Source organism: Streptomyces sp. NPDC028305 (genome assembly GCF_055569495.1).
This window is the reverse complement of the sequence record NZ_JBVHTN010000004.1, coordinates 389736-403241: the sequence shown is the minus strand read 5'-3', so window position 1 is coordinate 403241 and position 13506 is coordinate 389736. Positions and strand designations below refer to the sequence as shown.

The 13506-nt window shown below is 73.6% G+C and carries 12 protein-coding genes; 3 read left to right on the top strand and 9 right to left on the bottom strand.

The window, feature by feature from the left end; genetic code table 11:
- Nucleotides 1-53: 53 nt before the first annotated feature.
- Both ACZ4WQ_RS18075 and ACZ4WQ_RS18070 read left to right on the top strand, forming a co-directional pair.
- The gene (locus tag ACZ4WQ_RS18075) at nt 54-1094 is read left to right on the top strand and encodes a GNAT family N-acetyltransferase (protein WP_398371158.1); all 1041 of its coding nucleotides are present in this window, start codon (nt 54-56) and stop codon (nt 1092-1094) included.
- Between the two features lie 17 nt (nt 1095-1111).
- Nucleotides 1112-1975, top strand: a complete 864-nt coding sequence (locus ACZ4WQ_RS18070; protein WP_385345402.1) for a transglutaminase-like and tetratricopeptide repeat-containing protein — start codon at nt 1112-1114, stop codon at nt 1973-1975.
- A gap of 48 nt (nt 1976-2023) precedes the next feature.
- Here the strand turns inward: ACZ4WQ_RS18070 and ACZ4WQ_RS18065 are convergent, their stop codons facing one another.
- The 8 genes from ACZ4WQ_RS18065 to ACZ4WQ_RS18030 all read right to left on the bottom strand — a co-directional run bounded on the left by ACZ4WQ_RS18065 (nt 2024) and on the right by ACZ4WQ_RS18030 (nt 9777).
- Nucleotides 2024-2671, bottom strand: a complete 648-nt coding sequence (locus tag ACZ4WQ_RS18065) for a response regulator transcription factor (RefSeq protein ID WP_311727625.1) — start codon at nt 2669-2671, stop codon at nt 2024-2026.
- A 78-nt stretch (nt 2672-2749) separates the two neighbouring features.
- A complete protein-coding gene (locus ACZ4WQ_RS18060) occupies nt 2750-4018 on the bottom strand; it encodes a sensor histidine kinase (RefSeq protein ID WP_468022286.1) in 1269 nt (422 codons plus the stop codon).
- 51 nt (nt 4019-4069) lie between these two features.
- Nucleotides 4070-4813, bottom strand: coding sequence for an ABC transporter permease (locus ACZ4WQ_RS18055; protein ID WP_311727624.1), 744 nt, complete (start codon nt 4811-4813; stop codon nt 4070-4072).
- On the bottom strand, nt 4810-5781 hold the full coding sequence (locus ACZ4WQ_RS18050) for an ABC transporter ATP-binding protein (protein ID WP_311727623.1): 972 nt from the start codon (nt 5779-5781) through the stop codon (nt 4810-4812). The genes ACZ4WQ_RS18055 and ACZ4WQ_RS18050 overlap by 4 nt, the downstream gene beginning before the upstream one ends.
- A 133-nt stretch (nt 5782-5914) precedes the next feature.
- Nucleotides 5915-8089, bottom strand: a complete 2175-nt coding sequence (locus ACZ4WQ_RS18045; protein WP_468022285.1) for a peptidoglycan binding domain-containing protein — start codon at nt 8087-8089, stop codon at nt 5915-5917.
- 173 nt (nt 8090-8262) lie between these two features.
- Nucleotides 8263-8631: a DUF6113 family protein gene (locus ACZ4WQ_RS18040; RefSeq protein WP_311727621.1), complete on the bottom strand. Its 369-nt coding sequence runs from the start codon at nt 8629-8631 to the stop codon at nt 8263-8265.
- Nucleotides 8628-9533, bottom strand: a complete 906-nt coding sequence (gene mshB, locus ACZ4WQ_RS18035; protein ID WP_398371152.1) for an N-acetyl-1-D-myo-inositol-2-amino-2-deoxy-alpha-D-glucopyranoside deacetylase — start codon at nt 9531-9533, stop codon at nt 8628-8630. Before mshB ends, ACZ4WQ_RS18040 begins: the two co-directional genes overlap by 4 nt.
- Before the next feature lie 49 nt (nt 9534-9582).
- Complete coding sequence (locus ACZ4WQ_RS18030) at nt 9583-9777, bottom strand: hypothetical protein (protein ID WP_311727619.1); 195 nt, start codon at nt 9775-9777, stop codon at nt 9583-9585.
- A 261-nt stretch (nt 9778-10038) separates the two neighbouring features.
- On the opposite strand from ACZ4WQ_RS18030, the gene ACZ4WQ_RS18025 reads away from it, so the two are divergent.
- Complete coding sequence (locus ACZ4WQ_RS18025) at nt 10039-12222, top strand: S9 family peptidase (RefSeq protein ID WP_468022284.1); 2184 nt, start codon at nt 10039-10041, stop codon at nt 12220-12222.
- A 6-nt stretch (nt 12223-12228) separates the two neighbouring features.
- Here the strand turns inward: ACZ4WQ_RS18025 and ACZ4WQ_RS18020 are convergent, their stop codons facing one another.
- The gene (locus ACZ4WQ_RS18020) at nt 12229-13416 is read right to left on the bottom strand and encodes a hypothetical protein (RefSeq protein WP_468022283.1); all 1188 of its coding nucleotides are present in this window, start codon (nt 13414-13416) and stop codon (nt 12229-12231) included.
- Nucleotides 13417-13506: the final 90 nt, after the last annotated feature.

The window sequence follows — 13506 nt, the reverse complement described above, 5'->3', positions numbered from 1 at the left end:
ACCTAGTATCTCCGTTCTTGGGCACCAGACGCACACGAGGGGCGAGCAGAGCTGTGGATTTCACCACTGGCGGACGGCTAGAGGTCCGGATTACCCCATCCGACGTGGGTAAACGTGTGTCCGTCAGGCTGACGATCGAGGGTGGGAACAGCGGCGCGCGGTTCACGGACGTCGTCGGAGTGCTCACATCGTGGACGAGCGGTGTGCTGTGCGTCACCCGGCGCACGGGAGAGGAAGTCCGCATCGCGGAAGCCTCGCTCGTGGCGGGGAAGGTGGTGCCCGCCGCTCCGGCCCGCCGCCGCGGCCCGGCGGCGACCGCGGCCGAGCTGGACCGGGCCGCGGCCCGCGCCTGGCCGCCGGTGGAGAGCGAGCGGCTCGGCGCGTGGGAGCTGCGCGCGGCGGGCGGCTTCACCCGGCGCGCCAACTCCGTGCTGCCGCTCGGCGACCCCGGCGTCCCGGTCGAGGAGGCACTGCGGCGGGTGACCGCCTGGTACGCCGAGCGCGGGCTGCCCGCGTACATCCAGGTCAGCACCGGCGCCGAGGGGACACAGGAGCTGCTGGCCGCGGAGCTCGCGGCCCACGGCTGGATCCAGGAGGTCTCCGCGGAGACACGGATCGCCGCCCTCGCGCCCCTCGCGGATCTCGACGCCGATGTCTCACGGGTCGCCCTCTCCCAGGACATCGACGAGGCCTGGCTGGCCCGCTATCAGCGCTCCGCCTCCGGCGAACCCGCCCCCGAGGTGCTGCGGGTGCTCGGCGGCGGCCCGTCGGTGTGGTTCGCGACCATAGCGACCGCCGAGGCGACCTCGGAGACGGAGAACGAAAGCGTCCCGGCCGCGATCGGGCGGTGTGTGGTGGACGGCCGCTGGGCCGGGTTCACGGCCGTGGAGACCGATCCGCGACTGCGCCGTCAGGGGCTGGCCACCGCCGTGATGACGGCGCTCGCCCGCAAGGCCCTGAAGGAGGGCGCCTCGGCCGCGTATCTCCAGGTCGAGACGGACAATGACGGTGCCCGAGCGCTCTACGAGGGCATGGGCTTCACCCTCCACCACCGCTACCACCACTGGCGCGCACCCCACGAGAACCACCGCTGATCGGGTACGAGGCACCTATGCCACGCAGAGACGACACCCCGGCCCGGCGCCGGCGCTTCGCCGAGGCGGCCCGCGAGGAACGCCCCGACCTGGCGTTGCTGTGCCTGCTGCTGGCCCAGGAGGCCGATCCGGAGCTGGACGAGGACGCGATCGACGCCACGCAGATCGAACTCGACCGGCTGGCCGGTCTGGTGCCCTACTCCCCCGACGGGCCCGGAGCCTGGGCCGCGGCGCTGGCCCGGCTGCTCGGCGAACGCCTCGGCTTCCGCGGCTCCGCGGCCGACTACCGGCGGCTGGAATCCTCGCTGCTGCACGAGGTGCTGCGGCGGCGGCGCGGGCTGCCGATCCTGCTGTCCGTGGTCTGGATGGAGGTCGCCCGGCGGGCGGGCGCGCCGGTGTACGGGGTGGCGCTGCCGGGCCACTTCGTGGTCGGCTTCGGCGATCCGTACGGGAGCCATGTGCTGGCCGACCCCTTCGACGGCGGGCGGTCGCTGTCCGACGAGGACGCGGCGCTGATGGTGGCGGGCGCGCTGGGGACCCCGCCGGGCCCGATCAGGCCGGGCCCGGCCACCCCGCTGGAGATCGTCCTGCGGATCCTCAACAACATCCGCGCCTGGGCCGCCGCCAGGCCGGGGGCACCTCCCAGCGGTAGCTGGGGGAGCTCGGACGTCCAGCTCTGGGCGGTGGAGCTGTCACTGCTGCTGCCCAGCCACCCGGCCAGGCTGCGCTACGAGCGCGCCAAACTCCTCGTGGAGCGCGGGGACTTCGTGGGCGGCGCGCAGGAGATGGAGGAGTACGCGGAGGTGGTGGCCGCGATGGAGCCGAACGCGGCGGAGGCCATACGGCGCCAGGCGCGGGCCGCCAGGGCGAGGCTGAACTGAGCTTCGCCGCCGAACCGGCTGCTGAGCCCGGTCAGATACTGATCCTGGTCAGAGCCACCCCTTGTCACGGGCGATGCGCACCGCGTCGGCGCGGTTGCGGGCGGCGGTCTTCTGGATGGCCGTGGAGAGGTAGTTACGGACCGTGCCCTGTGAGAGGTTCAGCCTGCGCGCCAGCTCCGCGTTGGTCGAGCCGTCGGCCGAGGCCCGAAGCACCTCCCGCTCCCGCGCGGTCAGCGGGCAGGCCCCGTCCACGAGCGCGGCCGCGGCCAGCGTCGGGTCGATGACCCGCTCGCCGCGCAGCACCCGGCGCACCGCGCCCGCGAGCTCGGCCGCGGGGGCGTCCTTGACCAGGAAGGCCTCGGCCCCGGACTCCATCGCCCGGCGCAGATAGCCGGGGCGGCCGAAGGTGGTCAGGATCACTATCCGCACGCTGGGGAGCTCCGTGCGGAGCACGGCTGCGGCGTCGAGCCCGGTCATGCCGGGCATCTCGATGTCCAGCAGCGCGACGTCCGGCCGGTGGGCCCGGGCCGCGTCCACCACCTCGTCCCCGCGCGCGACCTGGGCGACGACCTCGATATCGGACTCCAGCCCGAGCAGCGCGGCCAGCGCCTCCCGCACCATCGACTGATCCTCGGCGAGAAGCACCCGAATGCGACCGCCCGGCGCCCCGCCCGGCTCCCCCGTCTGCACGTTCATGGGCCCAGAGTAAGTGGCGACCCCGACACCCTTGGCCCGGGTGTGGACGGCGCTCTACCCGGCTGTGGACAACCCGCTTTACCCGGGTGTGGACGACGAGAGTTCGGGGGCGGTGGCTCGGCGCGAGAGGGGCACATAGGCCCGGAGCGCGAACCCGCCCCGCTCGCCGCTCCCGGTCTCCAGCCTGCCGTCGGCGAGCTGGAGCCGCTCGGACAGCCCGGACAGGCCGTTGCCCGGCGGACCCTCGGGGCCCCGGCCGTCGTCGCTGACGGTCAGGCGCAGCTCGTCGCCGGCCTCGGTGAGGGTCACGGCGCAGCGCAGCGCCCCGCTGTGCCGCACCACATTGGTGATCGCCTCGCGCAGGGCCCAGGCCAGCGCCCCTTCCTCGTCGGGCGGCAGATCCGGGTGGCCGTCGGCGGCCCGGCCGAGGTCGGCGGCTATGCCCGCGGCGGCCAGCGCGGTGCGGGCCCCGGCCACCTCGGCCTCCAGGGTCGGGCGGCGGAATCCGCCGACCGCCTCCCGTACGTCGACGAGCGCCTGGCGGCCGACCCGCTCGATGTCGGCGACCTGCCGCCCGGCCTCCTCGGGCCGGGCGGGGAGCAGCCGCCCGGCCAGCTCGCTCTTGAGCGTGATCAGCGACAGTGAGTGGCCGAGCAGGTCGTGCAGATCGCGGGCGAGCCGCAGCCGCTCCTCGTTGGCGGCGAGCTGGGCGACGGTGGCCCGCGCCTCCCGCAGCGCCCTGGTCGTACGGACCAGCTGCCGCACCCCGCTCATCGCGAACCCGCCGAGCAGCGCGGGGATCACCAGGGCGGGCAGCAGATGCCGGGCGTCCCTGGCCGTCAGGCCGACCAGCAGCAGGACGACGGTGACCAGCGGGATCGCCAGCCGCGCGGCCCTGAGCGGGAGCACCGCGCCGCAGGCCACCGACACATAGACGAAGAGCACCAGCCAGGAGGCGCCGAGCGTCAGCGCCAGGACGGCGGCCAGCGCGGCCATCGTGACCAGCGCCCCGACGACCTTCCGGTGGTCCAGGGGCCGGCCGACGTGCCGGAACAGGAGCACGCAGTAGGCGGACAGGAAGGCCAGCAGGCCCAGGCAGCCCAGGGCGGTGGCGAGGGGGCCGTGGCCGCCGTTCAGCAGATCTCTGACCGGAGCGGTCATATACGCCATCCAGATGCCGACCCACATCAGCTTGATCAGCGCCTGCTTGCGGTCGGTGGCCTCGCGGCCGATGCCGGTCAGCACATCGTCCTCGCGCGTCAGCGACCGGCGCCAGGCCGCCCGGCGGGCGCCGCCTCGCTCGGCCGCCCCGCTCTCCCGCTCGCACCGCTCGTCCACGCCTCTCATCCCTTCTCGGCCCCTCGGCCCTCGGCTTCTCGTATGGTCCCTCCCTGCGGCTCAGGCCTTGCGGGTGTCCTTGCGGTACAGCCAGGCGGCCGCGCCCGCGAAGAGGACCAGATACGCGGCCAGGAGCGCGACGTCCTTGGTGTGCGGCGCGCCGCCCAGCTCGATCGCCTGGCCGAGCGCGGCATAGGCGTGGGTGGGCAGGTAGTCGGATATGTGCTGGAGCCACTGCGGGTAGGAGGTCGTCGGGCTCCACAGCCCGCCGAGGATCGAGAGCCCGAAGTAGATGATCATCGTCAGGGGGCGTACGGCGTCGCCGGACGCGAGATAGCCGATGGCCACGCCCAGCGCGGCGAACACCAGGGAGCCCGCCCAGATCACGCCGGTCAGGGCGAACCACTGCCACGCGGCGTCGAACCGCACGTCCTTGGCCGCCGCGGCCACGACGAAGACGACCACGATCGCCGGGAGGGTGGCGACCGCCGCCGAGGCGATCTTGGCCACCACATAGCCGCGCCCGGGCAGCGAGGTCAGCCGCAGCTGCCGCACCCAGCCCGATTCGCGCTCCTTGGCTATGCGCTCGCTGTTGCCCATCAGCACGGCGGTCAGCGAGCCGAAGGAGGCCATCGCGACCATGTAGTACAGCGGCATCGTCAGATGGGTGTTGGACACCAGGGAGGTGGTGTCGCTGGTACCCGCGATCATCAGAAACAGCGCCGAGGGGTAGATGATCGTGAAGAACATGAACTTCCGGTTGCGCAGGGCGCGCACGATCTCCAGCTTGATCAGGGTGGTCATCGTCCCGCCTCCTCAGCGGTCGCGGCGTCGGTGATGGCGAGGAACGCCTGCTCCAGGCCGAGGCCCGCGACCTCGATGCCGCGCGGGTACACCCCGAGGCCGTAGAGCGCGTGGACCGTCGCGTCGGCGTCGCTGGACCGCATCCGGACCGTGCGCCCCGATATCTCGATCCCGGTCAGACAGGGCAGTGCGCGCAGCGCCGCCTCGTCGGCCGGCTCGTCGAGCTCGAAGGCGATCCGCCGGGCCCCGGCCATCGCCTTGATCTCGGCGGACGAGCCGTCGGCGAGCACCCGCCCGCGGTGCAGCACGATCACGCGGTCGGCGATCGTGTCGGCCTCTTCGAGGTAGTGGGTGGCGAAGAGGATGGTGCGCCCCTGCCGCGCCTGCGCCCGCATCGCGGCCCAGAAGGTCTGCCGGGACGAGACGTCCATGCCGGTGGTCGGCTCGTCCAGCACGATCAGATCGGAGGCGCCCGCGGTGGCGAGCGCGAAGCGCACCCGCTGCTCCTGGCCGCCGGAGAGTTTGTTCACCTTACGGTCGGCGATCTCCGTGATCCCCGCCTGCTCCAGCACCTGCCGCACCGGGTGGGCCCGGGGGTGCAGATCGCAGGCCAGCCGCACCAGCTCCTGGACCGTGACGTCCTCCATCAGGCCGCCGCTCTGAAGCATCGCGCCCACCCGGCCGCCCTCGATCGCCTGGCGCGGGCTGGTGCCGAACAGCCGCACCGCGCCGGAGTCGGGGGTGCGCAGCCCCAGCAGCAGATCGAGGGTGGAGGACTTCCCCGCGCCGTTGGGCCCGAGCAGCGCGACGGTCTCGCCCTCGTGCAGCGTGAGGTCCAGGTCGGCCACGGCGCGCACGCTGCCGTAGCTCTTGTTCACCTTGTCGAAGGCGACCACCGGCGCGGACGCCGGGGCGCCGCCGGACGCGGTGGCCGGGCCGGAAGCGGACTGAGCGGTTGTTGCGGTCATGGCCCAAGCTTCGCCCGGAGCGATGGCTCCCCGGCAGTGTCTGCGGTCGTGGGCTCGGCATGACAGATGTCATGGTCCGGGCCGGGCACGCCGCGGCCCCCGCCCGGAGCCGGACGGGGGCCGTACGCGATGTTCACTTGGTCGCGATGATGCCGATCCGCTCGGCCGGGGTCTTGCCCTGGAGCGCCTTGCCCAGCGCGACCGCGACATCGGTCGGGGCGACGGGCTGCTTGCTCCCGTTGCCGCGCTCGATGAGGACGCTGTCGAAGAAGCCGCCGTACAGCTCCTTCAGGGCCTTCAGGTCGTAGTGCTCCACCAGCTTGCCGTCCACCACCTTCATGGACAGGACCTTCCACAGGGAGTTCTGCGGGCTCAGCGGAAGGGAGTGCGCCGGGTCCGTCTGGACCTTGACCAGGTCCGACATGGCGGGCTGGGCGAAGGTCTTCATCTTCCGGTCGACCTCGGCGTTGCTGACCTGCGGCTGCTTGGTGACGACGGGCAGGGTGATGACCTTGTTCTGGCCCGTGGCGGCCCGCTGCCGGAACGCCTCGTCCACCGCCGCGACCGCCTTCTCGACGTCCAGCGCCTTGCCCGCCTTGCCGTACACCGCGACGGCCCGGCCGGGCTGGAACCTGATCGTGCCCTCGCGTGCCGTGCCCGAGGTGCCCGCGAGCCGCTCCAGCGCGTCCTTGAGCTTCTCCTCGTCGATCGTGACGACCGGCTCGGCCTCATGGGTGCCGCCGAACAGCGAGCCGACCACGGTGACCGGGTTGTAGTCGCGGCCCGCGACCTCGCGGACCGTGGCCTCGGTGTCCAGCGTCAGGCCGGCGACGGACGGCTTGATCTCCTTCTGCTGGCCGTCGACCGACACCTTCAGCGGGGCGGTGGTACGGCCCGACAGGGCGGTGTCGAGCTTCTGGACGGCCGTCGCCTTGGAGGTGCCGCCGATGTCGACGCCCAGCACGGTGGTGCCGTTCGGGACGTCGGCGTGGTTCATCACCAGGCCCGCGCCGTACGCGACGCCGCCGATGAAGACGAGCGCGCCCACCGCCAGGACCATCTTGGAGCGCCCCTTCTTCTTGGGGCGGGCGGCCGCCGGGGTCGCGGGCGGCTTCGGGCCGCTCGGCGGGGCGGTCCCCTCGTCGGGTGTGGGGGGCGAGGCGGCGCCGCTCGGGGCGGACGGGAAGGGCGAGCCCGGCCCCTTCGCAGCGGGCGGGACCACGGGGATGCCGCTGACCAGCGTCTCCCCGGAGGCCTGGTCGACCGGCACGCCCCCGCTGGGGGTCGGGTCCGGGTCGCGGAACAGCGGCGGCGCCGTGTCCGTCTGGGCGCCCGGCTTGCCGCCGGGGCCGCCGAGCGGCCCGGCGGGCGCCACGGGGCTCGTACCAGTGGTGGCGCCGAGACTGCCGGACAGCGGCGAGCCGTTCGGCGGGGTGGGCGGCTGGCCGGCGAGCCCGGCGCCGCCCAGCGGCGGCCGGGTGGCGCCCGAAGGCCGGGGCAGCCGCATGTCGCCGGTGACCGGGCCGGTCGTCGGGCCACTGGGCTCCGGCACCCCGGAGAAGCCGCCCGGCGGGGTGTCGGTGAAGTACGGCAGGTCGGCGCCCGGCCCGCCGCCCAGCGAGGGGGCGGGGAACTGCTGCGTGGTCTCGGGAGCCGAGAAATCGGCGGCCGGGAAGTCGGGGGCCGAGAAGTCGGGCGCCGGGAACTGCTGGGTGGTCTCCGGAGCGGCGGCCGCCGCCCCGAACGGCTCGGCCGCGAACGGCTCGGCCGCGGAGGGCCCGGGGGCCGGGGGCGTGGCGGCCGGCGGCACCGGGGGCTTGGGCGAGCTGCCCGTCGTCGACCCGCCGCCCTTGCCCTTGCGGGGCGCGAACCAGTCGCTGGTCCGGTCCTCCTTCTTCTTCTCGGCCCTGTTCGCCGAGTGCTCTCCGTGTTCTCCGCGCACCGGCAGGGGCGGGCGCGGGCCGTCCGCCGGGGCGGCGTCGGGCCCGGGCTGGTCGTCGGTGCCCTCGGCGTCGTCGGCGGAGCGCTGGTTCGGCACGCCCTCCTCGCCGACCGGTGTGCGCATGACCACCGGAGGGATGGGCCGCGACCCGGGGATGTTGATCCTGATCCGGGTCGTCAGTGTGGTCTCGGTCTTCGGCTCCTCCGGCCTGGCCGCGGCACGCGCCTCGCCGTCTCCGGAACCGCCCTGCTGGGCATCCTGCGACGGGTACTGGCGGGATCCGTACGGCGGGGTGCCCGGCGGGTACGCGGCGGCGCCGCTGCCCTTCCGGGTCCCGGAGGACGAACTGTCAGATTCACGGCTCAAAGCAGGTTCTCCCAGTTAGCTCCGCCGCCCGTCAGACTCGCGCGGGCGGCTCGGCGGCGGCACCACCTTACTGGGCCCCGCAGGCATGCACTTGACGACCGCTGCGACAGCGCGGCCCGCGCACCGGCGGGCACCGCCCGCCGCCCTGGCGAAGGCCCCGGCGAAACGTGACGTCACTTAACAAGTCGGGCCGGGCCTCTGCCCGGTTGCGACACCTTCGGGATCGTGGCGCACATCACACCCGCGAACATTCCGCCCAGCAGGAAGACATAGGAACCCAGTCCGGCCCCGAAGAGGAAGTCCCCCTCGGGCCGGGCCGCGGTGAGAAACAACACGGCGATCACCCAGGCCCCGGCCGGCACCACCCCGCCCAGCCGGGCGTCCATCGCCTTGACCCCGCCGACGCACAGCGCGCCGATCCCGAGCAGCGCGAGCAGCAACCCGCCGGGAAACCAGGCCGCTTGGACCAGCGCGCCCGCGGCGGCGACCAGCACCCCGAGAACCCCGAGCCCCACATACCCCGCCAGGCGCACGGCCGTCATGCCGGCACCCCCGCGAACAGGTCGTCCTCGCGGCCGCGCGCCGGGTCCGCCGCCGCGGCCGCCCGCCCCCCGACGAGCAGATAGTGCTCCGTGGCGAACAGCGGCTGCCCCAGATCGTTCGAGAGCGCGAAGAAGGGCTCGTCCACCACGATCTGGGTGGCGTGGGCGCGCATGGCCTCCGCCTTCGCCCCGGCGTACGCGGCGCCGACCACGGTCGTGGTCACCCGCGCGTCGTCGACCACCCCCGGCACGTCCTCGGCCGAGGCGGTCCGCGGGAACGGGGCCTCCGCGCCCGCGGCGCGCAGCCGGGCGAAGCCCTCCTCGAGCTCCGAACGCGGCACGCAGTTCCAGTAGATCTTGTCGATCTCGTGCGGGTTGCCGAGGTCCCGGCGGTAGACCGGCTCGGCGGCGAGCTCCGCCGCGCGCATGGCGACGCGGTGCGCCTGGATGTGGTCGGGGTGGCCGTAGCCCCCGTGCGGGTCATAGGTGACCAGGACCTGCGGGCGCATCTCGCGGACCACCTCGACCAGGTGCGCGGCCGCCTCGTCCACCTCCGCCCGCCAGAAGCACTGGGGGCGGTCGTTCTGCGGGGCGCCCATCATCCCGGAGTCGCGATACCGGCCCGGTCCGCCCAGAAAGCGGTGATCGCTGACCCCCAACGCCTTCATGGCCACGGCGAGTTCGCCGATCCGGTGCGGGCCGAGCGCATCGTCGCGATCGGCGGCCAGATGCGCCAGGGCGGGCGGGATGATCTCGCCCTCCTCGCCGAGCGTGCAGGTCACCAGCGTGACATGAGCACCCTCGGCGGCGTACTTGGCCATGGACGCGCCGTTGTTGATCGACTCGTCATCCGGATGTGCGTGTACCAGGAGCAGGCGTCGGGCGGGAAGGACCGGGGTCATGGGCACAGCCTACGAGCCCCCTGGGGGAGGATCGTGGGTCACCCGCGGATCAGAGGTCGACATCTCCGATCATGTTCGCCACGTTCGTCGTGAGGTCGTCGATCGTCGGGGCGATCGACGAACTGGCGAGGTAGAAGCCGAGCAGCACACAGACAAGCGCGTGCGCCGACTTCAGCCCAGCCTTCTGGACGAGCATGAAGACGACGATCAGCAACAGCACGACCAACGAAATCGAGAGCGCCACAGCGGCTCACCTCCAGGTACACGCGCTCGAACGGACAACATATTCATGCCACAGGGGGCCTACCCACTATGCGCAATCGATCATAACTATGGGCCCGTGCGCACGACTCGGTGCACGGGAGCATGACAGGGGCGCATGCCTGTTCGCACGATCGCCCTCGTCATCAGGCCTGATTCTCGCCACATTCGGTGAGTTGATCTTCTCGGGCGTCGCGGGACGAACATGCCCCCGGCAACCCGGCCCGGGCCGTACGCTCGGCCCATGACCGGACAGCTCTCCTTCCCCCGGCAGCACGCCCGCACCCAGCGCTTCACCCTCGGTGCGCCGCGCGCCTTCGCCGTGGCCCCCGACGACTCGCGCGTGACGTTCCTGCGCTCCCGCTCGGGCACCGACCGGGCCAACCTCCTGTGGGTGTACGACCTCGAAGAGCGGCGGGAGTACCCGGCCGCGGACCCCGCCGCCCTGCTCGGCGGCGCCGACGAGGAGTTGTCCGCCGAGGAGCGGGCGCGCCGCGAGCGCAGCCGGGAGGGCTCGGCGGGCGTCATCGATTACGCCACCGACTTGGCCGTCGAATTGGCCGCTTTCGCACTCTCCGGACGGCTGTTCGCCACCGAGTTGCGCGCCGGTGTGACCCGTCGACTCCCCACGCCCGGACCGGTGATCGACCCGCGCCCGTCGCCCGACGGACGCCACATCGCCTATGTGGCGCAGGGCGCGCTGCGCGTAACGGACGCCAACGGCGGCGCCGGGGGCACCGAGGGCGCCGGCGACCGGGCGCTGGCCCTGCCGGAGGGCGACACCGTCACCTATGGGCTCGCGGAGTTCATCGCCGCCGAGGAGACACAGCGCTCGCGCGGCTTCTGGTGGTCGCCGGACAGCGACGCCCTGCTGGTCGCCCGGGTCGACGACGCGCCCGTGAGGCGCTGGTGGATCGCCGACCCCGCGCACCCCGACCGGGAGCCCGCCGAGGTCGCCTACCCGGCCGCGGGCACCGACAACGCCGAGGTGCGGCTGGTGCTGCTGGGCCTGGACGGGTCCCGTACGGAGGTCGAGTGGGACCGGGGGCGCTATCCGTATCTCGCCCAGGTGCACTGGTCCGCGTACGGCCCGCCGCTGCTGCTCGTCCAGGCGCGCGACCAGCGCAGCCAGCTCTATCTGGCCGTGGATCCCGATTCCGGGCGCACCCGCACCGTCCATGTGGACGAGGACCCGGTCTGGCTTGATCTTTTCCCTGGTGTACCGGCCTGGACCCCGGACGGACGGCTGGTCCGCATCGCGGACGAGGGCGGCGCCCGCGTGCTGATGGTCGGCGACCGCAAGCTCACCTCGGGCGCGCTGCACGTCCGGGCGGTCCTCGACATCGGCGAGGAGGACGTCCTCTTCTCCGCCTCCCCCGGCGCGGACGCCGACCTGCCCGAGCGGCCCGGCGAGATCGGCGTCTTCCGCGCCTGGTACCGCGGCAGCGGGGACCAGGGCGGCTGGGAGGCGGTCGGCAAGCGGCCCTTCCCGGCCGTGCACTCCGCCGTGCGCGGCGGCGAGGTGATCGTCCTGTCGTACGCCGAGCCGGAGCGGCCCGGCGCCACGGTCGAGGTGGTCCGTCCCGCCGCCGACGGCTCGGCGGAGCCGCTCGCGGAGATCGCCTCGTACGCGGAGCGGCCCGTCATCACCGCCCGCCCGCACCTGGTCTTCGCGGGCGAGCGCGACATCCCGTGCGCCGTGCTGCTGCCGGCCGGCCACACCGCGGACGACGGCCCGCTGCCCGTCCTCATGGATCCTTACGGTGGTCCGCACGGCCAGCGTGTGCTGGCCGCCCACAACCCCCACCTGACCTCGCAGTGGTTCGCCGACCAGGGGTTCGCGGTGATCGTCGCCGACGGCCGCGGCACGCCCGGCCGCTCCCCCGCCTGGGAGAAGGCCGTCCGCGACGACCTGGCGGAGGTGACGCTGCGGGACCAGGTCGACGCGTTGAGGGCGCTCGCCGAGCGCTATCCGCTGGATCTCTCCCGTGTGGCCATCCGCGGCTGGTCGTACGGCGGCTATCTCGCCGCGCTGGCGGTGCTGCGCCGCCCCGACGTCTTCCACGCGGGCATCGTGGGCGCCCCCGTCACCGATCTGCGGCTGTACGACACCCACTACACCGAGCGGTACCTGGGCCACCCGGACGAGCAGCCGGCGGTCTACGCCACGAACTCGCTGGTGACGGACGAGGGGCTGTCCCGCGCGGCGGACCCGCACCGCCCGATGATGGTCATCCATGGCCTGGCGGACGACAATGTGGTCGCCGCGCACACCCTGCGCCTGTCCTCCGCGCTGCTCGCGGCCGGCCGCCCCCATGAGGTGCTGCCGCTGTCCGGCGTGACCCATATGACGCCGCAGGAACAGGTCGCCGAGAACCTGCTCCTGCTCCAGGTGGACTTCCTGAGGCGGTCGCTGGGCGCGAACTGAGCCTTCCTACCAGCCCGGCGGGGGCGGAGGCGGGGGCGAGGAGGGCGGCGGCGGGACCGCGGGCGGGGTCGCGGGCGGCGGGGGCGGAGCCGTCGGCGGGGACGACGGGTAGCCGTAGCCGCCGGGCGCGCTGCCGTAGCCGCTGGACGCGCTGCCGTAGGCGCCGTAACCGCCGGTCGCGTCGCCGTACCCCCCGGGCGCGGCACCGTAGCCGCCGTAGCCCCCGTACGGCGGCGCGGGCCGGCCCCATCCGGTGAGCGGTCCGTCGTCCACGGAGACGCCGCGCTGCGCCAGGGCGATCAGCGCGACCAGGCCGACCAGTACCTCGAAGAACGCGGTGAGCACGCCGAGCACGACCACGGTCGGCACCTCGTCGAGGTGCTCGACGACCTTGACCTTGATGTACACCGAGACCTCGGCGATCCCGCTGCCCAGCACCAGCGCCGCCGCCGTCATCCCCAGCGGCCGGGCCAGCGGCGCCCGGCCGAGCGCCGCGAAGGCGGCGGCCAGGGCCAGCGCCACCACCGTCCACGACGCCCAGGCACTGGGGGGCGAGAGCAGCGTGGAGATCGTGTGCTCGCCGGAGAGTAGGTACTTGTAGTTGTCCCAGCCCCGCTCCTGGGCCCAGTAGATCTGCCAGGCGCCGCCGACGACCGCGACGGCTCCCAGGAACAGCGCGGCCGTCACGGCGACCGCGGGCGTCGGCCGGGCGGGCGGCTGGTCGGCGGGCGAGACGGCGTGGTCGGGGACGGCCGGATCGGCCGGGCGCCGGGCGGCGGCCACGACGGCCAGCAGGAGGCCGCCCAGCACGACGGCCGCCCATACGCTGAGCTGCGCGCGGGTCTTCAGCCCGCCGGGGATGCCCTGCATCCAGTCGGCCTGGAGATTCCACAGGCTGGGCAGGCGCAGCACGACCGTCGCGACGGCGGCCGAGGCCAGCGCCCCGGCGGCGGCCGACGAGCGCAGCGCCGTGATGCCGACGGCCGCATAGACGGCCAGCAGGACCACGTCGACGAGGGACGAGCCGAGGAGCCCGTACGGAATCCCGGAGGTCCAGGCCCACCACACGTCACTGGCCTTCTCGGCCTTGTCCAAGTCCCGGATGATCCACGCCAGTGAGATCAGTCCGAGCGCTGCGCAGACCAGTGCGCCGAAGGTGCGCGCGCCGCGGTTGAGTATGCGTCCCTGCCCCATGGCTGTAGGTTTGCCCCGCCCCGGCACCGGATCAACCGTCAAGGCGCCACCAATGTGCCGGCAGTGTGCCGAAGGTGTGCCGACATGGGT